Source organism: Streptomyces sp. NPDC057623 (genome assembly GCF_042800355.1).
In the GTDB taxonomy this organism is placed as follows: domain Bacteria; phylum Actinomycetota; class Actinomycetes; order Streptomycetales; family Streptomycetaceae; genus Streptomyces.
Genome location: NZ_JBHVGZ010000014.1, coordinates 1 through 23,980, shown reverse-complemented (window position 1 = coordinate 23,980; position 23,980 = coordinate 1). Strand labels below are relative to the sequence as shown.

Here is a 23,980-nt window from a genome sequence, read left to right as displayed (position 1 = left end):
ATGGTCCTCCCGTTACTCTGGGTTGTCCGCGAGGGATCTCGCCGCCTGGACGCAATGGGCGAGTGCCTTGCGCGCGTACTCCGGGGAGGCCCCCGCGAGTCCGCACGACGGCGTGAGCGTGACGGCCTCCGCGAGAAGCCCCGGTGACAGCCCCAGCCTGCGCCACAACGTCCTGACACCCATGACGCTACCGGCAGGGTCTGACAATCGGCCGTCCGTGCCCGGGACGACACCTGCGAAGAGCCGGGTCCCCGCTTCCACCACCTCGCCGATTGCGTCGTCGTCACGCTCGGTGAGGAGGGAGAAGTCGAAGGAGATCGCCGCCGCACCCGCCCGGCGCAGCAGGGCGAACGGGACGTCCGGTGCGCACGAGTGGACCACGACGGGGCCGTCGCCGTGAACCCCGACGACGTCGCGCAGGCCCGCCTCGACGATCTGGCGGTCGACGGCGCGGTGGGTGCGATAGCCGCTCGCGGACTTGACCTGCCCGCGGAGCACGGCGATGAGGGAGGGCTCGTCGAGCTGGAGGACCAGCCGGGCGCCGGGGATGCGGCGGCGGACCTCCTCCAGGTGCAGGCGCAGGCCCTCGGCGAGCGAGGCGGCGAGGTCGCGGCAGGCACCGGCGTCGGAGAGGGCCACCTCGCCGTTCCTCAACTCCAGTGCCGCCGCCAGGGTCCAGGGACCCACGGCCTGGATCTTCAGCAGACCCTCGTACCCCTGGGTGAATTCCTCCAGCGCGTCGAGGTCCTCGCCCAGCCAGGAGCGGGCACGCCGGGTGTCGCGGCCCGGGCGGTCGCCGATTCGCCAACCGCTGGGCTCCACGCGTGCGTACAGCTCGACGAGCATTCCGGCGGTGCGGCCGATCATGTCCGCGCCGGGGCCGCGAGCGGGTAGCTCGGCGAGGTACGGGAAGTCCTCGAAGGAGCCGGTGACGGTTTTGGCGGCCTCGCGGGCGTCGGCGCCGGGCATGGAGCCGATGGCGGTGGCTGCGCCGAAGCGAATGTCTGCGTTCACATGTGCAGCCTATGTTTTCGCCCCCGCCGCCCCTACCCGTCCCATCCCTTGAAGGGGCTCCGCCCCTTCCACCCCGCCAAGGGGCTGCCGCCCCCTGGACCCCCGCTTCGGCCCGAAGGGCCTCGTCCTCAAACGCCGGACGGGCTGAAGTGGCCGTCACCCGCCCGGTCGCACCGTCAGGTCGTTGATCTCCGCGTCTCTCGGGAGGTCCAGGGCCATCAGGATCGTCGTCGCCACCGACTCGGGGTCGATCCACTTCGACGCGTCGTACTCCTTGCCCTCCTGCTGGTGGACCTTGGCCTGCATGGGGCTTGCCGTGCGGCCGGGGTAGACGGTGGTGACGCGGACGCCGTTGGTGTGTTCCTCGTGGCGCAGGGAGTCCGCCAGGGCCTTCAGGCCGTGCTTCGAGGCGGCGTAGGCGGACCAGCCGGCATGGGCGTTGAGGCCGGCGCCCGAGTTCACGAAGAGCACGTGGCCGCGGGCGGCTCGGAGCTGGGGGAGGAAATGGCGGGTCAGTTCGGCCGGGGAGATCAGGTTGACGTTGAGCTGATGGCTCCAGGACTTGGGGGTCAGGTCGCCCACCGGACCGAGGTCCACGACTCCCGCGATGTGGAGCAGGGAGTCCACCCGGTCGGGGAGCGACTGGTGGGAGAAAGCCCAGGACAGCCTGCCCGGGTCCGCCAGGTCGCCGACCAGCGTCCTGGCGCCGGGGAAGCCGGCCGCCAGCTCCTTCGCGCGGGCCGCGTCGCGCGCGTGGAGGACGAGTTCGTCCCCGCGCGCGTGCAGCCGGCGGGCGACGGCCGCGCCGATGCCGGAGCCCGCTCCGGTGATCACATGTGTAGCCATGCCTGCCATGCTCGCATCAGTGGCCGCTCACTCCACTCCCTGGCTCTCCTCCAGGTAGGCCAGCGCCCCCACCGGCTCCTCCGCGAAGAACACCAGGTCGGTCAGCGGCCGGGGCAGGAAGCCCTCGTCCTCCATGCGGCGGAACTGCTCCTTGAGGCCGTCGTAGAAGCCCGCGGTGTTGAGCAGGACCACCGGCTTGTCCGTGTGGCCGTGCTTCTTCAGCTCCAGGATCTCCGTCGCCTCGTCCAGGGTCCCCGTGCCTCCGACCATGATCACCACCGCGTCGGCCTTCTCCAGGAGCAGCCGCTTGCGCTCGGCCAGGTCCTTCGCGATCACCATCTCGTCGACGCCGGGGCGCACCTTGGCGGCCAGGAACTGCACGGAGACCCCGGCCAGCCGGCCGCCCGCCTCCTGCACCCCGTCGGCCACCACCTTCATCAGCCCCACGTCGGAGCCGCCCCACACAAGCGTGTGCCCGCCCTTGCCCAGCAGTTTCGCGAACTCGCGCGCGGGACGCGTGTAACGGTCGTCGAGGTCGGCGGCGGAGAGGAAGACACAGATTCGCATGCGGCCACCGTACGCGGGAAGAACCGGGCGCCCGCGAGCGCTCTTCGGATATGGCTGACGGACACACGATCACGATCGAGCAGGGCACACGGCGCGTATGGGCCGTCCACGGCGACCAGGTCCTCGCGGAGAGCGACCGGGCGCTCGTCCTGCGGGAGACGGGCTGTCCCCCGCGGTACTACCTCCCCGCCGAGGACGTACGCCTGGACCTGCTGACGCCCTCGGGCACGCACACGTACTGCCCGTTCAAGGGAACGGCCTCCTACTGGTCCCTGCCGGACGCCGCGGACCTCGTCTGGGCCTACCCGGACCCGAAGCCGGGCGTGGCCGAGATCAAGGATCACCTCTGCTTCTACGAAGTCGAAGTGTCGTAAGCGACTAGTTCCGCCGCCGTACGGCAGTCTCCACAGGCATGGACAAGAAGACCATTTCCGCGGACGGCACCTCCATCGCCTACGAGATCACCGGGGACGGTCCCGCGGTGATTCTCGTCAGCGGGGCGATGTCCACCGGGGGCACCGTGGCGCCGCTCGCCGTGCCCCTGGCAGACCGCTTCAGGGTCGTCCCGTACGACCGCCGGGGGCGCGGCGAGAGCGGCGACACGCGGCCGTACGCGGTGGAGCGGGAGGTCGAGGACCTCGCCGCGCTGATCGAGGCGGTGGGCGGCGAGGCATCGTTGTGCGGCATCTCGTCGGGCGGCGCGCTGGTCCTGGAGGCGGCGGCGAGCGGGCTGCCGGTGCGTCAGGTCGCGGTGTACGAGGTGCCGTTCGCCGACTTCCTGGAAGACGGCGCGACCCGGTACGCCGAGTACACCGCGCACCTGCGCGAGGCGCTCACGCACGGGCGTCGCGGGGACGCGGTCGAGCTGTTCCTGCGGCTCACCGGGATGGCCGAGCAGACGATCCAGGGCGCCCGCCAGTCCCCCATGTGGTCCGGCATGGAGACCATCGCGCCGAGTCTGGCCCACGACGACGCCGTGATGGGCGACGGCCTGGTTCCCCGGCGACGGCTGGCCTCGATCACGGTCCCGGTCTTGTCCGTCGCGGGCGGCGCGAGCCCGGCATGGATGCGTGAGGCCGCGCGGGCGGTCGCGGAGGCCGTGCCGGAGGGGACGTACCGGAGTCTTGAGGGGCAGACCCACATGGTGGAGCCGGGCGTGCTCGGGCCTGTTCTGGCGGAGTTCTTCACGGGGTGACCGGGGTGTCCGGGGTGTCCGGGGTGTCCGGCTCAGACGGTCGTGGGAGTCGCCCGGACCGTCGAAGCGATCGTCGCCGACCCCACCACGCGCGTGCCGTCGTACAGCACGATCGCCTGGCCCGGCGCCACGCCCCGGACCGGCTCGGTGAAGGCGACCTCCAGGGAGCCGTCGATCAGCTCGGCGCTCACCTCGGTCTCGCCGCCGTGGGCGCGGAGCTGGGCGGTGTAGGTGCCGGGGCCGGTCGGGGCGGTGCCGCACCAGCGGGGCTTGACGGCGGTGAGGGCGCTGACGTCCAGGGAGGCCGCCGGGCCGACCGTCACCGTGTTGTTCACCGGCGAGATGTCGAGGACGTAGCGCGGCTTGCCGTCGGCGGCCGGGGTGCCGATGCGCAGACCCTTGCGCTGGCCGATGGTGAAGCCGTAGGCGCCCTCGTGGGTGCCGAGCTTCGCCCCCGACTCGTCGACGATGTCGCCCTCCGCCTTGCCGAGACGGTTCGCCAGGAAGCCCTGGGTGTCGCCGTCGGCGATGAAGCAGATGTCGTGCGAGTCGGGCTTCTTCGCGACCGCGAGGCCCCGGCGCTCGGCCTCCGCACGGATCTCGTCCTTCGTCGTCACCGTGTCGCCGAGCGGGAACATCGCGTGCGCCAGCTGCTTGTCGTCGAGGACGCCGAGGACGTACGACTGGTCCTTGGCCATGTCGGAGGCGCGGTGCAGTTCGCGGGTGCCGTCCTCGTGCAGGACGACCTGGGCGTAGTGGCCGGTGCAGACGGCGTCGAAGCCGAGGGCCAGCGCCTTGTCCAGCAGGGCCGCGAACTTGATCTTCTCGTTGCAGCGCAGGCACGGGTTCGGGGTGCGGCCTGCCTCGTACTCGGCGACGAAGTCGTCCACCACGTCCTCGCGGAACCGGTCGGCGAGGTCCCACACGTAGAACGGGATGCCGATCACGTCCGCGGCGCGGCGGGCGTCGCGGGAGTCCTCGATGGTGCAGCAGCCCCGCGCGCCCGTGCGGAAGGATTGGGGGTTCGCGGAGAGCGCGAGGTGGACGCCGGTCACATCGTGACCCGCTTCGGCCGCGCGGGCGGCGGCGACGGCGGAATCGACCCCGCCGGACATGGCGGCGAGGACGCGGAGGGGGCGGGAGGGCTGCGCGGTGTCAGTCATAACCCTTCCAGGGTACGGGGCGCGGGAACCAGGGCCCGCGGGTATCCGTTGACGATCACATGGGACAGCGGAAGGCTCCGAAGGACGGCGACCGGAAGGTCGGGCGTCGCGCTTTGCTGATCGGTGGGACGGTGGCCGCGGCGGGCTCGGCCGTGCTGGCCCGCGACGAGCTCGCGCGCCTGTGGTGGCGGGTTCCCGGCGTGGAGAAGCCGCGCAAGGAGGGCGAGGTCGACTACGCCGGGGCGCGGTGGGTGGCGGCGTCGGACGCGAACTGGCGGCGGGCGGACCGTCCCGACGACTACGGCGTGGACATGGTGATCATCCATGTCACCCAGGGCAGCTTCGCCAGCGCGGTGAAGGTGTTCCAGGACCCGGAGCACGGCGCGGCCGCGCACTACATCGTCCGCAAGGACGGCCACGTCACGCAGATGATCCGCGAGCTCGACGTGGCGTACCACGCGGGCAACCGCGACTACAACGAACGCAGCATCGGCATCGAGCACGAGGGCTTCGTGGACCGGCCACAGGACCTCACCGACGAGATGTACGAGGCGTCGGCGCGGCTCACGGCCCGAATATGCGCGCGCTACGACATCCCCGTCGACCGTGAGCACATCATCGGGCACGTGGAGGTGCCGGGGACCGATCACACGGATCCCGGGAAGCACTGGGACTGGGACCGGTACATGAAGCTCGTGCGGGCGGAGCGTACGGCGCCCGCGTAGCGGCCCGCCCGTGCCTAGGTGAGCCCGGCCGCCCGTGCCCGTTCGACCGCCGGTCCGATCGCCTGGGCGACCGCCTCGACGTCGGCCTCGGTAGAGGTGTGGCCGAGGGAGAAGCGGAGGGTGCCGCGGGCCAGGTCCGGGTCGGTGCCGGTGGCGAGGAGGACGTGGCTGGGCTGGGCGACGCCCGCCGTGCAGGCGGAGCCGGTGGAGCACTCGATGCCCTGGGCGTCGAGGAGCAGCAGCAGGGAGTCGCCCTCGCAGCCCGGGAAGGTGAAGTGCGCGTTGGCCGGGAGGCGGCCGCCGGGTGCCGGGTCGCCACCGAGGATCGCGTCCGGGACCGCCGTACGGACCGCCTCGACCAGGGCGTCGCGCAGGGCGCCGATCTCCCGGTCGAACCACTCGCGCTGCTCGGCGGCGAGGCGGCCGGCGACGGCGAAGGAGGCGACGGCGGGGACGTCGAGGGTGCCGGAGCGGACGTGGCGCTCCTGGCCGCCGCCGTGCAGGACGGGGACGGGGGCGTACTCGCGGCCGAGCAGCAGGGCGCCGATGCCGTAGGGGCCGCCGATCTTGTGGCCGGAGACCGTCATCGCGGCGAGCCCGGAGGCGGCGAAGTCGACCGGCACCTGGCCGAATGCCTGGACCGCGTCGGCGTGCAGGGGGACGTCGAACTCCCTTGCCACGTCGGCCAGTTCGCGGACCGGCATGACGGTGCCGATCTCGTTGTTGGCCCACATCACGGTGGCGAGGGCGACGTCGTGGGGGTTGCGGGCGATGGCTTCGCGCAGCGCGTCCGGGTGGACCCGTCCGTGCGCGTCGACCGGGAGGTACTCGACCGTGGCTCCCTCGTGCTCGCCGAGCCAGTGGACGGCGTCGAGGACGGCGTGGTGCTCGACGGGGCTGGCCAGGACGCGGGTGCGGGCGCCTGCCGGGTCGGCGTCGCGGCGGGCCCAGTACAGGCCCTTGACCGCGAGGTTGTCGGCCTCGGTGCCGCCGGAGGTGAAGACGACCTCGCTGGGGCGGGCGCCGAGCGCGTCCGCGAGGGTCTCGCGGGCCTCCTCGACGTTGCGCCTGGCGCGGCGGCCGGATGCGTGGAGGGAGGAGGCGTTGCCGGTGACGCTCAGCTGGGCGGTCAGCGCCTCTGCCGCCTCCGGGAGCATGGGGGTCGTCGCGGCGTGGTCGAGGTAAGCCATGGTGGCGACGATTCTACGGCGCCGGTCCGCCGCGCTCGGCTCGGGCCGGGGCGCCTTGCCTGCGCCGCCCTTGAGTTGGTGCCGTGACAACCGGCACCACCGGCCGCGCAGACCTCTAGAAGCTCCACGACAGCGTGTTGTCCAGCTGCACGAACGCCAGCAGAACCAGCAGGTCGGCGACGCCCAGGCCCATGCCCAGGTACGCCCGGCCCCGGCGCTTGGTGCCGCGCCACAGGGAGGCCGCGGCCAGGACGATGGCGGTCGGGCCGAGGAAGAGGTTGAAGACCAGGAGGCCGAGGAGGCCGAGGATGAACGACGCCACGGCCATTCCGTCGGCGTCGCGGGCGGGGGTGCGGGTGGCGGGGCGGCCGGTGGCCGGGGCGGTGAGTTGCATGGGTGTCAGCTCCGAGAAGTCGGTTCGGTGCGGTGGGCGGGGTCAGTGGCGGCGGGCGCGGCGCTCGCGGGCGGCGAAGATGCCCAGCCAGGCGGCGATCACGGCGGCGGCCACGACGGTGAAGGCGAGCGGCGCGTGGGCCACGGTGCCCAGCAGCACGCCCAGCAGCAGAAGCGCGGCGACGAGGAACAGCATGGGATCGGATCCCCCTCTGAGATCTCTCTCGTTGATCTCACTCGTTAAGTTTCGGTGAACAGTTGTAGTAACAGTTGTTCACTGACTCCTAAGTCTAGCGCGCCCCACGGCTTTTCAATTCCAGAGAACAGTTGTTAACTGCATGGTATGAGTCACACCCTCGGTATCCGGCAGGCGCAGAAGCAGAAGACCCGGCAGGCGCTCCTGGACGCGGCGTTGGGCCTGCTGGAGGAGCAGAGCCTGAGCAGCCTGGGTCTGCGCGAGGTCACCCGCGCCGTCGGCGTCGCGCCGACCGCCTTCTACCGGCACTTCCGCTCCACCGCCGACCTCGGCGTCGCCCTCGTCGAGGAGGCGCTGGGCAGTCTGCATCCCATGATCCGTACGACCGTCTCCTCGGCCGGGGACAGCGACCAACGCATAGAGCGGGCCGTCGAGCTGATCGCCCACCACGTCGAGACACAGCCGGCCCACGTCCGCTTCATCGCCCGTGAGCGGCACGGCGGGGTGCAGTCGGTGCGGGAGGCCATCCAGGACCAGCTCGCCCGTTTCGCCGAGGAGGTGAAGGTCGCGCTCGCCAAGGACCCGGTCTCCGAAGGCTGGAGCGATGACGACCTGCTCATGCTCGCCAACCTCTACGTCGACCAGATGCTGATGACGGCCTCGCTCTTCCTGGACGTCCTGGAGGCGCCGGAGGAGGAGCGGCGGCGCGTCGCCCAGGTCGCGACCCGCCAGATGCGGTTGATCAGCATCGGCCGGGAACATTGGCTGGATTGAACCCCCGCGACACCACAGGGGCGGCACCCCCGTTCACCGGGAGTGCCGCCCCTGTCGTACGGCGTAGCGCGTCAGCTCTTGGTCGCCGTCGCCGCGGGACTCGGCGCGCCGCTCGGGGCACCACTGGGAGCCGCCCCGCCGCCCTGCCCGCCGCCCGGGCCTCCGCAGCCGCCGCCCTGGCCCCCGCCGGGGCCGCCCTGGCCGCCCTGCGCGCCCTGACCGCCGCCACCCGGGGCACCCGACGGCGCACCGCTCGGCGCACCGGACGCACCCGCCGACGGCGCGCCGGAAGGCGCCCCGCTGGGCATGCCCGAAGGAGCCCCGCTCGGCGCACCGCTGGGAGCGCCGGACGGCTGCTGGCACGACGACGACTGCTGGCCGGAGTTGCCGCTGTCCGAGGTCGACGACGAGTCGCCGGACCCGCAGGCCGCCAGGGCCAGGGGCGAGAGCGCCAGCAGGGCCACGGCGGGGAGGAGACGCGCACGCTTCATGAGAAACAGCTCCATGGAAGATGAGGAAGTCCTGGGGCCGGAACTCAACCAACGCCGCTTAGGGCTTCCTTGAGTCCCTGCTGTCGACGGCCTGTGCGCCGGGCAAAGCCCCCCTCAAGACACCTCGCTGACCTGCGCGTTTCCTCGGAGCCTCACCCTACTCGCTGGTACAAGGCCGTGACAGAAACGGCCGCTCGGGCCAGTTCGTCCCGCACCTCGGGCGGGGAGACGACCTCCACCCGGTCGGAGAACTGCAGGAGTTGACGGGCCTCGCCGACAACTCCCAGCGAGAGACGGACGGTGGCCCAGCCGCCCTCGGCCCGGCCCTCGTCCGCCGCCTGGGCCTCGGTCTCGGTCTCGGTCTCGGGAAGCGAGACCAGCGAGGACGCCATGAGCCGCAGGAACAGGTCGAGCCGGTCCCGTCGGACCCGCACGGTCACGTCGATCCCGCCCGGCCGCTCCTCCACCTGGCGGCGCAACACCTCCCAGGCGTCGGCGAGTTCGACTCCGGTCCGACGGCGCACCGCGTCGTCCAGCACGGTCGCCGACCGCACCCGGTCGGCGCGGAACAGCCGCGGTCTCCCCCGCCGGTCGGCGACCAGGTACCAGACGCCGGCCTTCGAGACCAGGCCGTACGGGTCGACGGTGTACGTCCGCGCCTCCTGGTCGCCGCTGTGCCGGTAGCGCAGCCTGAGGCGCCGGTCGGCGAAGACAGCGTCCTGCAACACGTCCAGGTGCACGGCGGGCTGGGGGCCGCCTTTCCAGCGCGTGGCGTCGACGAGGACGCGGCGGGAGGTCACCTCGGCGGCCGGGCGGTGCGGCGCCGGCAGGGCCGCCATCACCTTGCGCAGCGCCGAGCCGAGCGCCGCGTCCAGGCCGAGCGCGGCATGGGCGCCCTGAGCGGCCAGGACGAACAGCGCGCGGGACTCGTCCGCGGTCAGGCCGGTGACGTCCGTACGGAACCCGGCGAGGAGTTCGATGCCGCCATGGCGCCCGCGCTCGGCGTAGACCGGGACACCTGTGGTGGACAGGGCTTCCACGTCCCGGTAGATGGTGCGGACCGACACCTCCAGGCGCTCGGCGAGTTCCCTCGCCGGGACCCGGCCCCGGGTCTGGAGGAGCAGCAGGATCGAGAGGAGGCGGTCGGACTTCACCCGACCACGATCTCAGCCCGCCACGGGGTCCGGCCCGCGCCGGCCCCGTGACCCGTGACCCGTGACCCGTCAGCTCAACCGCGCCCGTGCCAGCTGCCTCGACTGGGCGACCAGCCGGTCGGCGCTGTCCCAGACCTCCGCGTCCTCCTCCAGGAAGCCGCCCGCGAGGTTGCGGGTCGTGATCGACACCCGCAGCGGGCCCGGTGCCGGGCGGCACCGTATGTGGACGGTGAGTTCGACCGTCGGGACCCAGCCGGAGATGCCGATCTCGAAGGCGGTCGGGGGCAGGGCGTCGACCGCCAGCAGCAGCGAGAGCGGGTCGGCGTCGCGGCCGTCCGCGAGGCCGAACCAGGCCCGCATCTCGCCCTTGCCCGAGGGCTGCCCGAGCGCCCAGCCCAGGGTGGACGGGTCGAGCTTGAGCATCAGGCGGTCGGCGATGGCCGAGCTGCCGTCGACGGGGGCGGGGCCGTCCTGGGGGCCGAAGCAGTGCTCCATGGGCGGGAACGCGGGTGGCTTGGCCGTCGTACGGACGTCGTCCGGGAGGGAGTCGAGGTCGCCGTACGAGGCGAGGACGCGGATCCGCTCGACCTCGCGGCCCTGCTCGTCGCGCTGGAAGAGCGAGGCCTGGCCGGTCGACAGGGTCCGCCCCGTGCGCACCACGTCCGTGCGGACCACCGCCGGGCCCGGCTGGGACGCCGTCAGGTAGTGCGCGGAGATCGTGAACGGGTCCGCGTGCGGCAGGGCGTCCGCGAGGGCGCGGCCGAGCACGGCCAGCAGATAGCCGCCGTTGACGGCGCTGATGATGGTCCAGCCGGCGGAGAGGTCGATGTCGTAGACGCCGGGTTCGCGCCGGGTGAGCGCGGTGTCGCGGTCGAACTCGCTGTCGCCGATCGTGGCCTGCGGGGCCGTCGGTGCGGAGGCTGCTTCTGGCATGGCTGAACGGTACAACAGCTAACTACTAAGCGGTAGCTTTTTCGTTTCGGGCCACGGGCGGGATGTGAGCAACTTTTCGGTAAGTGTCCCCGCTCGTCCGAAACCCGGAGCCCGCTCTCCCCCTCTATGAGGACATGAGTCTCACCGGGGCCCCGTTCCTCTACACGCTGATCGCGCTGTGCGTCGTCGCCGTCGCACTGCCGCTGGTCCTCTGGTCGCGGGTGCGCGGTCCCAAGGTCGCGCGGGCCGCCTCCCGGGTGCTGATGCTGCTGTTCGCCCAGGGCACGGCGGTCGCCCTGGTCTTCACCATGGTCAACAACTCCAACCAGCTGTACGACAACTGGGGCGACCTGCTCGGCACCGGCAACCACGTCCACGAGGCCGCCGACCTCGGGGCCAGCGGCACCGGCGGGATCTCCCTGGAGAAGCTGCCCAAGGTCCGCCAGACCTTCAAGCCGGGCAAGGGTCCGGGGATGGGCTCGGCGGGCGGGGTGCTGGTCACGCAGCTCACGGGCCGGGTGTCCGGCGTGCACGCCGAGGTCAACGTCTGGCTGCCGCCGCAGTACCACGAGCCCGCCTACCGCACCCACCGGTTCCCGGTCGTCGAGGTGCTGCCGGGCTATCCGGGCTCGTCGAAGGCGTGGTACGGATCACTGGACGCACCCGAGCAGCTGGCGCCGCTGATGCGCGACGGGCAGATCGAGCCGTTCATCATCGTCTCCCCGCGTACCTCGCTGCTGCCCGGCGTGGACACGGGCTGCGCGAACATCCCGGGCAAGGTGAACGCCGACAGCTGGCTCAGCGTCGACGTGCCGAGGATGGTCATGGACAACTTCCGGGCCCAGGCGGCGCCGGACGGCTGGGCGGTGGCCGGGTACTCGGCGGGTGCGCACTGCGCGGCGAAGCTGGCCGTCGCCCACCCCGACCGCTACCGGGCCGCGGTCAGCATGTCCGGCTACAACGACCCGAGCGCCGAATCCAAGTCGCTGGCCGGCAAGTCACCGGCCCTGCGGGCCGCGAACAACCCGTATGTGCTGCTCGAGGAGTCCCGTGTCCCGCCGCGCGTGGCGCTCTACCTGTCCGGTCAGCCCAACGACGGGTACGAGGCGGCCATGGCCGTCCAGCGGGCCGCGAAGGCCCCCACGACCGTGAACGTGGTGTTCATCCCGAGCAGCGCGGGCGGGCACACCATGGCGCTGTGGAAGCCTCAGGTGGTCCCGGCGTTCCGCTGGCTGAGCGAGGTGATGGGGGCGGACCGGATCCGTACCGCTCCGGGCACCGGCGGCACTACTCCTCTCGCACCGTCGACCGCCGGTTCCAGGCCCGCGGAGCTCGCCAGTGGTAGCGCATCGCGAGCAGCCGCAGCACGAAGGCCGTGACGACGGCGAGCGCGCTGGTGAACGAGTTCAGGGCGTCGTAGTGGAGGCACAGGACGACCATCGTGGAGCCCACGATCGCCGGGACCGCGTACAGGTCGCGGTCCCAGCGCAGCAGTGAGGGCACCTCGTTGGCGAGGACGTCGCGCAGCACACCGCCGCCCACGGCGGTCGCCATGCCCAGGCAGGCGGACGCGGTGAGGTTGAGGCCGTAGTCGTACGCCTTCGTCGTCCCGGCGACGCAGAACAGACCGAGGCCCGCGGCGTCGAAGACGTTCACGCCGGTCTGGATGCGCTCCACGTGCGGGTGGAGGAAGACCACCAGGAGCGCGGCGAACAGCGGGGTGAGGAAGTACCCCAGGTCCGTGAAGGCGGCCGGGGGTACGGCGCCGATGACCACGTCCCGGAAGAGCCCGCCGCCCAGGGCGGTGACCTCGGCGAGAACGGCGATACCGAAGACGTCGAAGTTCTTGCGGACCGCCAGCAGGGCGCCGGAGATGGCGAAGACGAAGATGCCGATCAGGTCGAGCGTGTGCTGGACGGACGGGCTGAACAATTGCTGGAGCACCCGTACATTCTTACGCAGCCGAAGGCCCCCGCCTTGCAAAAGAAGGCGGGGGCCTTGAGCGTGGCTACTTGCTGTCGTCCTTGCTGTCGTCCTTGGACGACTCGTCGGAGGGTTCCGTGGCCGCCTCGGCGGGCGGTGCCTCGGACGGCTTCGCGAGCGCCTTCCCGGGCGCTTCCGGGGTCTCCTCCGCGGCCGCCGGCGACGCGGTCACCTCGTCCGGCACCAGCTCCGCGGCCTCCTTGGCCACCGACAGCAGCACCGTGTCCTGCGGCTGCTGGTCCGCGAAGTCCTCCGGGTGGTGGCACGCCACCCGCTGCCCCGGACGCAGCTCCGCCAGCGGCGGCTCCGTCGTCCGGCAGACCTCCGTCGCCTTCCAGCACCGCGTGTGGAAGCGGCAGCCGCTCGGCGGGGCGATCGGCGAGGGCACGTCACCGCGCAGCAGGATGCGCTCGCTCTTGGCCGTGCGCCGCTTCGGGTCCGGGATCGGCACCGCCGACAGCAGGGCCTTGGTGTACGGGTGCATCGGCGACGCGTACAGCGCGTCCCGTTCGGCCAGCTCCACGATCTTGCCGAGGTACATCACCGCGATGCGGTCCGAGACATGGCGTACGACGGACAGGTCGTGCGCGATGATCACGTACGTCAGCCCGAGCTCGTCCTGGAGGTCGTCCATCAGGTTCACGACCTGCGCCTGGATCGACACGTCGAGCGCGGAGACCGGCTCGTCGGCCACGACCATCCGGGGCTTGAGGGCCAGCGCGCGGGCGATGCCGATGCGCTGGCGCTGGCCGCCGGAGAACTCGTGCGGGTAGCGGTTGAAGTGCTCGGGGCTCAGGCCCACCAGCTCAAGGAGGCGCTGGACCTCCTTCTTGACGCCGCCCTCGGGTTCGACGCCCTGGAGCCGGAACGGTGCCGAGACGATGCTGCCGATGGTGTGCCGGGGGTTCAGCGAGCCGTACGGGTCCTGGAAGATCATCTGCACGTCGCGGCGGAGCGGGCGCATGCCGCTCGTGCCCAGGTGCGTGATGTCCGTGCCGTCGAACTCGATCCTGCCGCTGGACGGCTCCAGCAGCCGGGTGATGAGCCGGCCCATGGTCGACTTGCCGCAGCCGGACTCGCCCACGACACCGAGGGTCTCCCCCCGGCGCACCTCGAAGTCGATGCCGTCCACGGCCTTGACCGCCCCGACCTGCCGCTGCAGCAGCCCCTTCTTGAGGGGGAAGTGCTTGACCAGGCCCTCGACCTTGAGCAGCGGTTTCTCGTCGTCGGCCGGCCCGGCTTTCACGGCCGCGGTCCCGGCCCCGGTCTCAGTCTCGCTCACAGCTTCGGCGCAATCTCTTCGGTCCAGATCCGGGTGCGGTCCTCCTGCGACAGGTGGCAGGCGGTGAAGTGCCTGCTGCCGACCTCGCGCAGTTCGGGGCGTTCGGTGTGGGTGACCCCGCCCTTGGGGACGTCCGCGTAAGGGCAGCGCGGGTTGAACGCGCAGCCCGAGGGGACGTTGATGAGGCTCGGCGGCTGCCCCTTGACCGGGATGAGCCGGTCGGTCTGCTCGCGGTCGATGCGCGGCATCGAGCCGAGCAGGCCCCAGGTGTAGGGGTGCGACGGCTCGTAGAAGATCTTGTCGACGGGTCCGCGCTCCACACAGCGTCCGCCGTACATCACGAGGATGTCGTCGGCGATCTCGGCGACCACGCCGAGGTCGTGCGTGATGATGATGACCGCGGAGCCGAACTCCTTCTGGAGGTCCCGGACGAGGTCGAGGATCTGCGCCTGCACGGTCACGTCGAGGGCGGTGGTCGGCTCGTCCGCGATCAGCAGCTCGGGGTTGTTCACCAGGGCCATGGCGATCATGGCGCGCTGCCGCATACCGCCGGAGAACTCGTGCGGGTACATGTCCACCCGCTTGTTCGGCTCCGGGATGCCGACGCGGTCGAGGAGTTCGACGGCGCGGCGGCGGGCGGTCTTCTTGTCGACCTTGTTGTGGACCCGGTACGCCTCCACGATCTGGCTGCCGACCGTGTAGTACGGGTGCATGGCGGACAGCGGGTCCTGGAAGATCATCGCCATCTCGCGGCCGCGCAGCCGGCGCACCTCGTCGGGACTGGCCGAGACGAGTTCCTTGCCGTCGAGCCAGATCTCGCCGGACATCCGCACGTTCTTGCCGCGGTTGCCCAGGCGGTGCAGGCCCATGACGGCCAGCGAGGTCACGGACTTGCCGGAGCCGGACTCGCCCACGATGCCGAGGGTGCTGCCCTTCTCCAACTGGAAGGAGAGCCCGTCCACGGACTTGACCAGGCCGTCGTCGGTCGGGAAGTGCACCTTGAGGTCGCGCACTTCGAGGAACGCCCGGGGCGGCTCGCCGGCACGCACGGGCTCGCCCACGGCGGCCCCGGTCTTGGTCAGGTCGGTCACGAGAGCCTCACCCGCGGATCGATCGTGGCGTACAGCAGGTCCACCACAAGGTTCATGAAGACGACGAAGAACGCCGCGAGCAGGGTCACGCCGAGGATCGGGGGCAGGTCGTTGGCGGTGATCGCCTGGACCGCGTACTCACCGATGCCGTGCAGGGAGAACACCGTCTCGGTGATGACGGCACCGCCGAGCAGCAGGCCGATGTCCATGCCGAAGACCGTCACCAGCGGGGTCAACGCGGCCCGCAGACCGTGTCGGACGACGACCTTTCGCTCGCGCAGGCCCTTGGCCCGGGCGGTTCGGATGAAGTCCTCGTTCATGGTCTCCAGCATGCCCGAGCGGGTCAGCCGGGCGTAGATGGCCGAGTAGAGCAGAGCCAGCGAACACCAGGGCAGGAACAGGGTGTTGGCCCACTGGGAGGGGTTCTCGGTGAAGGGGACGTAGGTTCTGCCGAAGATCTCCAGCTTGTAGCTGAACAACAGCAGGGCCAGCTGCCCGGTGAAGAACATGGGCAGGGAGACGCCCGCCAGGGCCACGCCCATGGCGGACCGGTCGAAGAACGAGCCCGGCCTGAGTGCGGAGATGACACCGGCCGTGATGCCGCCGACCAGCCAGAGCACGGCGGCGCCGAGAGCCAGCGAGAGGGTGACCGGCAGCCGTTCGGTCAGCTGGGGCCAGACCTCGATGTGGTCCTTGAAGGAGTAGCCGAAGCAGGGGGCGTCACAACGGACCGTGGTGGGGCCGAGGTCGTAGGTGGCGCCGGAGACGATCCCCTTGATGAACTCCCAGTACTGGACGTAGATCGGCTGGTCGAGTCCGAGGTTCGCCTTGACCGCGGCGATGTCCGCGGGGGTCGGGTTCTTGCCGATGTACTGCTGTGCCAGCTGGTCGGCGGTCTGCCCTGCGAGTTTCGGCAGGATGAAGAAGATGCCGAAGGTGACCGCGGTGACGACGAGCAGCAGGACCAGTGCCGCGATCGTCCGGCGGATGATGTACGAGATCACGAGGACCGGCGCCGGCGCCCGCGGAGGACGAAGTCCGCGGGCGCCAATGCCTTCACCTGCCTTCCGGGGCTACTTCTCGGCGGTACCGACGTTGAGGTAGTCGTACTGACCGCTGAAGGCGGACGTCGACACCAGGTTGGTGGCGTGCGGCGTGCGGTACAGCAGGACCTTGAAGTAGGTCAGCGGCACGATGGCGGCCTGCTCCATGACCTTCTGGTCGACCTCGGCGTACGCCTTGGTGCGGGCGGCCTCGTCGGTGTTGCCGATCGCGTCGTCCAGCAGCTTGTTGATCGCGGGGTCGTCCAGCTCGGACAGGTTGGTGTTACCGGACTGGCTGATGGCCTTGCCGTGCGCGATCTGCTGGAGGAAGCCGTAGCCGGTGGGCCAGTCGGCACCCCACTGCATCATCATCAGGCCGATGTTGTTCTTCTCGTTGAACTTGGGCACGCCCGCGTAGTCGGAGAAGTACTTGCCGGACGGGTACTGCTTGATGTCCGCGTCGATGCCGACCTTCTTCAGTGCGCCGACGATCGCGGTGGCCGCGTCGACCTCGCCCTGCCGGTCGGTGCGGGCCGAGATGGAGGTCTTGAAGCCGCCCTCCTTGCCGCAGGCCTTCAGGTGCTCCTTGGCCTTGGCCACGTCGCCCTTGCTGCCCTTGGTGGCGTAGGCGTCGGCCTTCTCGTAGCCCGAGACGTCGGTGGGCAGGACGGTGGTGGCGATGTCACCGCGGATCGGGCCGCCCATCGCGGTCTGCACGGCGGTCTTGTCGATCGCGTACTCGACGGCCTTGCGGCACTCGACGTTGTTGAACGGCGCCAGCTTGGTGTTGATCGCCGCGTAGATGAGGCGGCCGCCCGGCGCGTTGTCCGTGTTGGCCATCTCGGCCTTGTCGTTCAGGATCTGCGCCTGGGTCTGCGCGTCGACACCGGTGCCCTGGATGTCGATCATCGTGGCCCCGGACATCACGTCCTTGTCGATCGTGGCCTTGTTGACCTTGAGGTTCACCACGATCTTGTCCGGGTACTGCTTGCGCAGCGGGTCCGTCTTGGCGTCCCACTCGGTGTTGCGGACGAGGACGATCTGCTTGCCCTCCTCGTACTTCTCGAACTTGTACGAGCCGGAGGAGACGACCTTCTTGGTGTAGTCCACACCGGTGTCCTTGGCCCGCGGCACGGGGGCCGTCTGCGGGGCGCTGACCAGGTAGTCGAACTCGGAGAACGCCTTGTTCAGGTGGAAGACGATCGTGTGGTCGTCCGGGGTCTCGATGGACGAGATGCCCTTTTCGCTCTTGTCCTTGTAGGGGCCCTTGTACTTGTCCGGGTCGTCCAGCAGGTTCTGGAAGTAGTTGGGCCCGAGGGACAGCACGTCACGCGCGAAGTTCGAACGCTCCACCGCGTACTTGACGTCCTTGGAGGTGACCGCGGTCCCGTCCTCGTACTTGACGCCCTGGCGGATCTTGTACGTCCAGGTCTTGCCGCCGTCGCTGGGAGTGCCCGCGCCCTCGGCGAGGTCCGGGACGAGTTCGTTGCCGGCCTCACCGGGGGCGGGCTTGAAGGTCATCAGGGGACGCGCGTAGAGGCGGCTGAAGTTGTAGCCGTAGGCGTAGTACATGTTGCCCGGGTCCAGGGACTCGGGAGCGTCGGCGCTCGCGTAGGTGACCGTGCCGCCCTTGTGGGTCGACGCGTTCACCACTCCCTTGGTCGCGGCGTTCGCGCCGGCGCCCTTGGGTGTGTCGCTGCCTTCGTCGGCCTTGCTGCAGCCCGCGAGAAGCAGGCCGGCGCTACTGGCGACCGCAACTGCGGCCATTGCTGACCTTCGCATGATGGTCGGATTCCCCTTCGTAGGTGGACACTTGGGTGGGACGTCGGGTCGCATTCGGGTGTCGCGACCGCGTACGTCAGCGGCTGCGGGGGTCGAGTGCGTCCCTCAGGCCGTCACCGAGGAGGTTGAAGGCCAGCACCGTGATGAAGATCGCCAGGCCGGGAACGATCATGTACTGCGGGTCGACCTCGAAGAAGTCGACGGCCTGGTTGAGCATTCCGCCCCAGGACGCCTGGGGCGGCTGGATGCCCACACCGAGGAAGCTCAGCGAGGCTTCGAAGAGGATGTTCGTCGGGATGAGCAGCGTCGAGTAGACGATGATCGGCGCGACGAGGTTGGGCAGCAGTTCCTTGAAGAGGATGTACGGGCCGCCGGCCCCCATCCCCCGGGAGGCGTCGACGAACTCCCGCTCGCGCAGGGCCAGGGTCTGGCCGCGCACGATGCGTCCCATGTACGGCCAGTTGAAGAAGCCGATCACGAAGATCAGGACGGAGATGTGCAGGGGCAGCCCTTCGAGGCCGAAGGCACCGCCCTGGAGCGTCGCCGAGATGGCGATGGCGAACAGGAGCAGCGGGAACGCGAGGAAGGTGTCCATGAGCCGGCTGACGATGGTGTCGACCCGTCCGCCGTAGTAGCCGGCGACGAGGCCGAGCACCGTCCCGATCACGTTGGACAGGATCGTCGCGCCGAAGGCCACGACCAGGGAGACCCAGGAGCCCTCCAGGATCCGCGCGAGGATGTCGCGGCCGAACTTCGGCTCGACACCCAGCGGGTGGTCCCAGCTCATCCCGCCGAAGTCGCCCTTGGGCAGCGAGGTGTTGGGGTCGATCAGGTCCTGGTGGAAGGCGTTGGGGTCGAGTCCCAGCAGCGACTGCAGCGGGCGGGACAGGACCGCCACGAGGATGAGCAGCACGACAACGATGCCGCCCGCCACCGCGACCTTGTCGCGCTTGAAACGGGTCCAGGCGATCTGCCCGAGTGACCGGCCCTCGATCTTCCGGGCCTCGACCCCCTTCAGCGCGGCCTCCGGCTGGGCGTCGGCCTGCGCTCCGGTGGTCTCGATCGGTGCCGTCACGGTACGTCTGACCCCTCTCGGCCGACGGTTGCCGGCCCCCCTGGCTGCCGCTGTAGCGGTTGCTCCAACTCGCACACAGGACCTACCGGTCCGTGTCTTGTGCGGGGAGTCTTCAACGCTTTGGCGATCTGTTGCCAGAGTTGGCAAGGAAAGTATGCGCAACCGTGATGCAGGCTGCGAGGTTCCGTTATCCGAACAGTGGGTAACGGGGGTCGGACGCGCGCCAGTTGGGGCGTATGAGGGCGGACCGGGACCTTCCGATCACATCTACGCGCGAAGATTCACCTGCGAAACCGCAGTCCGCGGCCCGTTGCGCCTACGACAGTCGGGTCGCCGACCGCTCGGCGGGCCGGCCCGTGAATGATCAGTAACGGCCTTGTGGCGGTGGGTAGCCGTAGCCGGCCGCCGGCGCCTGGACGGGCGCGGGGGCGTGCGCCTCGCGGTCGTAGAACGGGCGGGCGGTCGCCCGCATCCACATGGCGACCGGGTCGTCCTCGTCGGACATCGCCACGGTCGAGACCGGCAGTCCGTCCGGGACCGCGCCGATCGACTGGAGCATCATCGAGCGCACCGAGTCGACGGCGGGCGGGCTGGTGTCGTACACGTCGAGCCCGATCGCGAGATACGGCGCGCCCAGCGCCGGCTGCACCCAGGCGCGGCGCAGGGAGCGGACGGCCGGGGTGCGGTGGGCGTTCTGCGCGAGCAGGGCGTAGAACTGCGGGATCTCGATGCCGGGTTCCGCCAGGCGCAGCGGGCCGGCGGGCTGGCGGTCCAGGCCGGTGGCGATGCGGCGCAGGTCGAGCCATGGGATGCCGAGGCCGCCGCCCGGGGCGTGCGGGTTCAGCCAGAGGCCGAAGTGGTCCGGGTAGAGGGTGCGGGCCACGTCGATGCCGTCGACCACCTCGTACGAGCGGTTCCAGCCGCTGGCCGACAGCTCCTGGGCGGAGGTGACGCAGGGGGCGTACCCGTAGCCTTCGACCTCCATGTTTCCGTACTGGGCGTCCGGGGAGCCGGCCTGGCCGTGCCACAGCAGCATCCAGATCTGGCCGGAGGACGGGGTCGCGAGCGCGCGCAGGAGGGCCTCGTAGGCGTCGTAGCGCCCGGGCGTCACCTGGCGCAGCATGTGCTCGACCTGTCCGGTCGAGGTGGTGCCGCTCGCACTCACCTTTTACCGCCCCTTCGGGAAATTTGGCTTTGGGCCCAGCTTAGGCGCTCCGCCGGGAGAGCCGGAGAGGTCGGGACCTGATGTGGTCTGCGGACGTTCAATAGCCCCGCTGGTAGAAGGGGCGGACCCGTTGGCGCATCCAGTCGATCACCGGGTCCTGGGCCACGTCCAGGAGGACCAGGTTGACCGGCCACGGCAGTGGGGCGCGGCCCAGGGCCCGGGACAGGGCGTCCATGGGGGCCGCTCGCAAGTCGCCCTCCCACTGGGAGAGTTCCACGCCGACGAACATCACCGGGGCGGCCGTCTCGATCACCGCCAGGCAGCGGCGGGCCGTCGTGACCACGCCGGTCTCGGCGAACTCGGCCGACGCCACCGCGAGGAAGTCGACCGGCTCGTCCTGCCAGTCGGGCTCGTAGAGCTTGACGCGCCCTCCGGAGGTCAGGCCGTCCAGCGGTGTGCGGCCCACGCGGCAGAGCTCGGCCACGGCGGCGGGCGGCAGGGGCACTCCGACCACGCCGTCGGGGTTCACGGCGATACCCACGTGCGGGGGCAGACCGCGGGCGAACTCCACGGCGGGGGCGATGGTGTACGACAGGTGGGAGCCCACGACCTGGCGGAACTGTTCCTCGGAGCTGAAGACCGGGACGTAGGCCTGGCCCTCGATCTCCACCGTCGGCAGGTCCAGCGGACCGCTGTCCGGCCCGCCACCGCCGGGCAGGGGCACCCAGACGAAGCTGCGGCCCAGCACCTCGATGATCCGGCCGCCGGCCGAGGGCAGGCCGAGGGAGGCCGAGAGCACCTCCTCCAGCTCGTTGCCGGGCCAACCGCCGTGCGGATGGGGGTGCGCCTGTGCCGGGAAGTCCGCGGGAAGTTCCGCCGGGAAGTCCATCTGCTGTCAACCGCCTGCTATGAACCGCTGCTGTGGCTCAAAAGGCTAGCGGGTGACCACCCCGTACAGGTCTACGGCGGCTCAGCCCGCGAAACCGATCCGGCGCAGGGCGTCCGCCGCCTCCCGGTCGATCAGTACCGCCGAGCCGCAGCCCTGGGGCAGGTTGCCCTTCTCCGCCGAGGTCAGCAGGTGGGCGGCCGCCCTGCGGTGGCGCAGGAAGGCGTAGCGCGAGACGCCCCGGCCGCGCTCGCGCTGGCCCTCCAGGGCGGTGTCCGGGGCGACGTCGAGCAGCAGCAGGTGCAGGCTGCCGCCGCGGCGACGGGCCGCGCGGGACAGCCAGCCGCGCACCCAGGCCTGGGTACCGCAGTCGTGTACGACGACGCCCTCGCCGGAGCGGACCGCGCGGCGCAGTCCGGCGTAGTGCGCGAGGCGGACCAGGGGGCGGTAGACGGCGTAGGGGAGGAAGCGGGGCATGCGGGCGTCCCAGCGGTCCCGGGTGTCCTGGGAGTCGACGCGGGTGCCCTTGACCGTGCGCTTCATCAGCGTGGACTTGCCGCTGCCGGGCAGGCCCGTGATCACGACGAGGTCCTGAGGGCCGAAGAGCAGCGCGCGCGGACTGTGGCCGGAGCGCTCGCGCAGATCACGGACCACGGGTGCGAGGCACGTGCCGCGGGCTTCGGCCGCCGGGGCCGCGGGCTGCTTGGGCAGCGCCATGCCCGAGGTCGTGGCGTACGCCGTAGTGCGGTTCACCGTCATCGTCCTCCTCCGGGGTCAGGATTCCCCATCCCCACTGAGCGTAAAGAGAAGGTAATGGATGATCTCTCGCATTTTCGTTCACTTCCTGCCACAAGCCGGTTACAGACGCGGCCTGCCGTTGACGAGCGTGGCATGCAATGATGTGCGCGCCAACTGCATACCGGCCGTTTGAATCCGCGCGGGAGAGTCCCCAGCAGTCCATCGCTGGGGCGCCGAAGGAGCAAGTCCCTCCCTTGAATCTCTCAGGCCCCGTTACCGCGCGGGCGAGGCACATCTGAAAAGCGGGCCGCTCCGTCTCTACCCGGGACGCGTGGCCCCACCCAAGGTGCAAGCCGTTGATCGTCCCTGTGGCGGTCCCGGCGAACCTCTCAGGTTCCGATGACAGATGGGGAGGAACGACCTCGCCCGTGTCATGCCTTGGGAGACATCCGTCCGATGAGCAGTACAGAAGAACTCCGTCACACCGCGCTCGATGCCCTGCATCGCGCCCTCGGCGCGACGATGACCGACTTCGCCGGCTGGGACATGCCCCTGCGGTACGGCTCCGAACGCGACGAGCACAACGCCGTCCGTACCAAGGCCGGCCTGTTCGACCTCTCCCACATGGGCGAGATCACCGTCACCGGCCCCGCGGCGGCCGCCTTCCTCAACCACGCCCTGGTCGGCGACATCGCCTCGGTCGGCGTCGGCCGCGCCCGCTACACCATGATCTGCCAGGCCGACGGCGGCATCCTCGACGACCTGATCGTCTACCGGCTCGCCGAGGCCGAGGCCGGGTCTTCTCACTACATGGTCGTCGCCAACGCCTCCAACGCCCAGGTCGTGCTGGACGCGCTGACCGAGCGCGTGGCCGGCTTCGAGGCCGAGGTCCGCGACGACCGCGACGCGTACGCGCTGATCGCCGTCCAGGGCCCCGAGTCCCCGGGCATCCTGAAGTCGCTGACCGACGCCGACCTCGACGGCCTGAAGTACTACGCCGGCCTGCCCGGCACCGTCGCCGGCGTCCCCGCCCTCATCGCGCGCACCGGCTACACCGGTGAGGACGGCTTCGAGCTGTTCGTGCGGCCGGAACACGCCGTCGAGGTGTGGCAGGCGCTGACCAAGGCGGGCGAGGGCGTCGGCCTGGTGGCCTGCGGTCTGTCCTGCCGGGACACGCTGCGGCTGGAAGCGGGCATGCCGCTGTACGGCAACGAGCTGTCGACCTCCCTCACCCCCTTCGACGCCGGGCTCGGCCGGGTGGTGAAGTTCGAGAAGGAGGGCGACTTCGTCGGGCGCGAGGCGCTCGCCGCGGCAGCCGCCCGCGCCTCCGAGAACCCGCCGCGCGTCCTCGTCGGCCTGGTCGCCGAGGGGCGTCGCGTCCCGCGCGCCGGGTACCCGGTCGTCGCCGGCGGCGAGGTCATCGGCGAGGTCACCTCCGGCGCGCCCTCCCCCACCCTGGGCAAGCCGATCGCCATCGCCTACGTCGACGCGGCGCACTCGGCGCCGGGCACGGCCGGGGTCGGCGTGGACATCCGCGGCAGCCACGAGCCGTACGAGGTCGTGGCGCTGCCGTTCTACAAGCGGCAGAAGTAACGCCGTACGGAGAGACTGGCCCAGAAGTCGGGCCCGGAATGTGGCCCACAAAGAGCGACTCACAGCGGCCCGTGCGTGACCCTGCGCACATCTGCGCTGCTCACACACGTCTCCAGCAGTCCCCCATTCATCACCACTCCCGCGCGTACAGGAGAATTCAGGTCATGAGCAACCCCCAGCAGCTGCGCTACAGCAAGGAGCACGAGTGGCTGTCGACCGCCGAGGACGGCGTCTCGACGGTCGGCATCACCGAGTTCGCGGCCAACGCGCTCGGCGATGTCGTCTACGCCCAGCTCCCCGAGGTCGGCTCGACCGTGACCGCGGGTGACACCTGCGGTGAACTGGAGTCGACCAAGTCGGTTTCCGACCTGTACTCCCCGGTCACCGGCGAGATCACCGAGATCAACGAGGACGTGGTGAACGACCCGGCGCTGGTGAACTCCGCCCCCTTCGAGGGCGGCTGGCTGTTCAAGGTACGCGTCACGGAGGAGCCCGCCGACCTGCTCTCCGCCGACGAGTACGTCGCCCACACCGCCGGCTGAGGAGTCGTAGCCCCTATGTCTGCCCCCATCTCTGACAAGTCGCTTCTGAACACCCCCCTGCACCAGCTGGACCCGGCGATCGCCGCCGCGCTCGACGCCGAGCTGGAGCGCCAGCAGTCCACCCTGGAGATGATCGCCTCCGAGAACTTCGCGCCGGTC

26 protein-coding genes, 1 pseudogene and 1 riboswitch are annotated in these 23,980 nt (G+C 70.6%); of the genes and pseudogenes, 8 read left to right on the top strand and 19 right to left on the bottom strand.

Features of this window, described 5'->3' with window-relative positions; translation table 11 throughout:
* Nucleotides 1–12 precede the first annotated feature (12 nt).
* The 3 genes from ACFU95_RS17025 to ACFU95_RS17015 form a co-directional block, all read right to left on the bottom strand.
* Entirely contained in the window at nt 13–1,014 is a 1,002-nt protein-coding gene (locus tag ACFU95_RS17025) for a methionine synthase (protein WP_383827928.1), read from the bottom strand.
* Nucleotides 1,015–1,170: 156 nt separating this feature from the next.
* On the bottom strand, nt 1,171–1,869 hold the full coding sequence (locus tag ACFU95_RS17020) for an SDR family oxidoreductase (RefSeq protein ID WP_383827927.1): 699 nt from the start codon (nt 1,867–1,869) through the stop codon (nt 1,171–1,173).
* Between the two features lie 18 nt (nt 1,870–1,887).
* The gene (locus tag ACFU95_RS17015) at nt 1,888–2,427 is read right to left on the bottom strand and encodes a TIGR00730 family Rossman fold protein (RefSeq protein WP_383827925.1); all 540 of its coding nucleotides are present in this window, start codon (nt 2,425–2,427) and stop codon (nt 1,888–1,890) included.
* Between the two features lie 50 nt (nt 2,428–2,477).
* Here ACFU95_RS17015 and ACFU95_RS17010 point away from each other — a divergent pair, with 50 nt between their 5' ends.
* Together ACFU95_RS17010 and ACFU95_RS17005 are read left to right on the top strand one after the other, a co-directional pair.
* The gene (locus ACFU95_RS17010; protein WP_383827923.1) at nt 2,478–2,801 is read left to right on the top strand and encodes a DUF427 domain-containing protein; all 324 of its coding nucleotides are present in this window, start codon (nt 2,478–2,480) and stop codon (nt 2,799–2,801) included.
* Between the two features lie 38 nt (nt 2,802–2,839).
* Entirely contained in the window at nt 2,840–3,622 is a 783-nt protein-coding gene (locus tag ACFU95_RS17005; protein WP_383827921.1) for an alpha/beta fold hydrolase, read from the top strand.
* Between the two features lie 32 nt (nt 3,623–3,654).
* On the opposite strand, the gene mnmA is transcribed toward ACFU95_RS17005, so the two are convergent.
* Nucleotides 3,655–4,785: a tRNA 2-thiouridine(34) synthase MnmA gene (gene mnmA, locus ACFU95_RS17000; protein WP_383827919.1), complete on the bottom strand. Its 1,131-nt coding sequence runs from the start codon at nt 4,783–4,785 to the stop codon at nt 3,655–3,657.
* A 59-nt stretch (nt 4,786–4,844) separates the two neighbouring features.
* Here mnmA and ACFU95_RS16995 point away from each other — a divergent pair, with 59 nt between their 5' ends.
* Nucleotides 4,845–5,510: an N-acetylmuramoyl-L-alanine amidase gene (locus ACFU95_RS16995; RefSeq protein WP_383827917.1), complete on the top strand. Its 666-nt coding sequence runs from the start codon at nt 4,845–4,847 to the stop codon at nt 5,508–5,510.
* A gap of 14 nt (nt 5,511–5,524) precedes the next feature.
* On the opposite strand, the gene ACFU95_RS16990 is transcribed toward ACFU95_RS16995, so the two are convergent.
* The 3 genes from ACFU95_RS16990 to ACFU95_RS16980 all read right to left on the bottom strand — a co-directional run bounded on the left by ACFU95_RS16990 (nt 5,525) and on the right by ACFU95_RS16980 (nt 7,289).
* Nucleotides 5,525–6,700, bottom strand: coding sequence for a cysteine desulfurase family protein (locus tag ACFU95_RS16990; RefSeq protein WP_383827915.1), 1,176 nt, complete (start codon nt 6,698–6,700; stop codon nt 5,525–5,527).
* A 115-nt stretch (nt 6,701–6,815) separates the two neighbouring features.
* The gene (locus ACFU95_RS16985; protein WP_383827913.1) at nt 6,816–7,094 is read right to left on the bottom strand and encodes a DUF4190 domain-containing protein; all 279 of its coding nucleotides are present in this window, start codon (nt 7,092–7,094) and stop codon (nt 6,816–6,818) included.
* A 42-nt stretch (nt 7,095–7,136) separates the two neighbouring features.
* Nucleotides 7,137–7,289 (bottom strand): hypothetical protein, encoded by a 153-nt coding sequence (locus ACFU95_RS16980; RefSeq protein WP_383827911.1) that lies wholly within the window; start codon nt 7,287–7,289, stop codon nt 7,137–7,139.
* Nucleotides 7,290–7,436: 147 nt separating this feature from the next.
* On the opposite strand from ACFU95_RS16980, the gene ACFU95_RS16975 reads away from it, so the two are divergent.
* Nucleotides 7,437–8,063 (top strand): TetR family transcriptional regulator, encoded by a 627-nt coding sequence (locus ACFU95_RS16975; protein WP_383827909.1) that lies wholly within the window; start codon nt 7,437–7,439, stop codon nt 8,061–8,063.
* Nucleotides 8,064–8,134: 71 nt separating this feature from the next.
* On the opposite strand, the gene ACFU95_RS16970 is transcribed toward ACFU95_RS16975, so the two are convergent.
* The 3 genes from ACFU95_RS16970 to ACFU95_RS16960 form a co-directional block, all read right to left on the bottom strand.
* Complete coding sequence (locus ACFU95_RS16970; protein WP_383827907.1) at nt 8,135–8,554, bottom strand: hypothetical protein; 420 nt, start codon at nt 8,552–8,554, stop codon at nt 8,135–8,137.
* A 152-nt stretch (nt 8,555–8,706) separates the two neighbouring features.
* Nucleotides 8,707–9,708 carry a helix-turn-helix transcriptional regulator gene (locus tag ACFU95_RS16965; protein WP_383827905.1) on the bottom strand — a complete coding sequence of 334 codons (1,002 nt, stop codon included), beginning with the start codon at nt 9,706–9,708 and terminating at the stop codon, nt 8,707–8,709.
* Between the two features lie 69 nt (nt 9,709–9,777).
* The gene (locus ACFU95_RS16960; RefSeq protein WP_383827903.1) at nt 9,778–10,641 is read right to left on the bottom strand and encodes a thioesterase family protein; all 864 of its coding nucleotides are present in this window, start codon (nt 10,639–10,641) and stop codon (nt 9,778–9,780) included.
* Between the two features lie 134 nt (nt 10,642–10,775).
* Here ACFU95_RS16960 and ACFU95_RS16955 point away from each other — a divergent pair, with 134 nt between their 5' ends.
* Entirely contained in the window at nt 10,776–12,020 is a 1,245-nt protein-coding gene (locus ACFU95_RS16955) for an alpha/beta hydrolase (protein WP_383827901.1), read from the top strand.
* Here ACFU95_RS16955 and ACFU95_RS16950 read toward each other — a convergent pair.
* The 9 genes from ACFU95_RS16950 to ACFU95_RS16910 all read right to left on the bottom strand — a co-directional run bounded on the left by ACFU95_RS16950 (nt 11,929) and on the right by ACFU95_RS16910 (nt 21,707).
* Nucleotides 11,929–12,585 carry a trimeric intracellular cation channel family protein gene (locus tag ACFU95_RS16950; RefSeq protein WP_383827899.1) on the bottom strand — a complete coding sequence of 219 codons (657 nt, stop codon included), beginning with the start codon at nt 12,583–12,585 and terminating at the stop codon, nt 11,929–11,931. The genes ACFU95_RS16955 and ACFU95_RS16950 overlap by 92 nt on opposite strands.
* A 64-nt stretch (nt 12,586–12,649) precedes the next feature.
* Nucleotides 12,650–13,906 (bottom strand): ABC transporter ATP-binding protein, encoded by a 1,257-nt coding sequence (locus tag ACFU95_RS16945; protein ID WP_383827897.1) that lies wholly within the window; start codon nt 13,904–13,906, stop codon nt 12,650–12,652.
* Nucleotides 13,903–14,997: an ABC transporter ATP-binding protein gene (locus ACFU95_RS16940; RefSeq protein ID WP_383827895.1), complete on the bottom strand. Its 1,095-nt coding sequence runs from the start codon at nt 14,995–14,997 to the stop codon at nt 13,903–13,905. The genes ACFU95_RS16945 and ACFU95_RS16940 overlap by 4 nt, the downstream gene beginning before the upstream one ends.
* Complete coding sequence (locus tag ACFU95_RS16935) at nt 14,994–16,001, bottom strand: ABC transporter permease (protein ID WP_383827893.1); 1,008 nt, start codon at nt 15,999–16,001, stop codon at nt 14,994–14,996. The genes ACFU95_RS16940 and ACFU95_RS16935 overlap by 4 nt, the downstream gene beginning before the upstream one ends.
* A gap of 69 nt (nt 16,002–16,070) precedes the next feature.
* Nucleotides 16,071–17,807 (bottom strand): ABC transporter substrate-binding protein, encoded by a 1,737-nt coding sequence (locus tag ACFU95_RS16930; protein WP_383827891.1) that lies wholly within the window; start codon nt 17,805–17,807, stop codon nt 16,071–16,073.
* Nucleotides 17,808–17,898: 91 nt separating this feature from the next.
* The gene (locus tag ACFU95_RS16925; RefSeq protein ID WP_383827889.1) at nt 17,899–18,897 is read right to left on the bottom strand and encodes an ABC transporter permease; all 999 of its coding nucleotides are present in this window, start codon (nt 18,895–18,897) and stop codon (nt 17,899–17,901) included.
* Between the two features lie 364 nt (nt 18,898–19,261).
* A complete protein-coding gene (locus tag ACFU95_RS16920; RefSeq protein ID WP_383827887.1) occupies nt 19,262–20,062 on the bottom strand; it encodes an enhanced serine sensitivity protein SseB C-terminal domain-containing protein in 801 nt (266 codons plus the stop codon).
* A 97-nt stretch (nt 20,063–20,159) separates the two neighbouring features.
* Nucleotides 20,160–20,951 carry an enhanced serine sensitivity protein SseB gene (locus ACFU95_RS16915; RefSeq protein WP_383827885.1) on the bottom strand — a complete coding sequence of 264 codons (792 nt, stop codon included), beginning with the start codon at nt 20,949–20,951 and terminating at the stop codon, nt 20,160–20,162.
* Between the two features lie 81 nt (nt 20,952–21,032).
* On the bottom strand, nt 21,033–21,707 hold the full coding sequence (locus ACFU95_RS16910) for an AAA family ATPase (protein ID WP_383827883.1): 675 nt from the start codon (nt 21,705–21,707) through the stop codon (nt 21,033–21,035).
* A gap of 169 nt (nt 21,708–21,876) precedes the next feature.
* A riboswitch (glycine riboswitch) is annotated at nt 21,877–21,975 on the top strand.
* 167 nt (nt 21,976–22,142) lie between these two features.
* Between ACFU95_RS16910 and gcvT the strand changes: the two genes are divergently transcribed.
* The 3 genes and pseudogenes from gcvT to ACFU95_RS16895 form a co-directional block, all read left to right on the top strand.
* Nucleotides 22,143–23,279 carry a glycine cleavage system aminomethyltransferase GcvT gene (gene gcvT, locus ACFU95_RS16905; RefSeq protein WP_383827881.1) on the top strand — a complete coding sequence of 379 codons (1,137 nt, stop codon included), beginning with the start codon at nt 22,143–22,145 and terminating at the stop codon, nt 23,277–23,279.
* Between the two features lie 164 nt (nt 23,280–23,443).
* Nucleotides 23,444–23,821, top strand: coding sequence for a glycine cleavage system protein GcvH (gcvH, locus tag ACFU95_RS16900; protein ID WP_383827879.1), 378 nt, complete (start codon nt 23,444–23,446; stop codon nt 23,819–23,821).
* 15 nt (nt 23,822–23,836) lie between these two features.
* Nucleotides 23,837–23,980, top strand: a pseudogene (locus tag ACFU95_RS16895) (serine hydroxymethyltransferase); the annotation flags it as partial.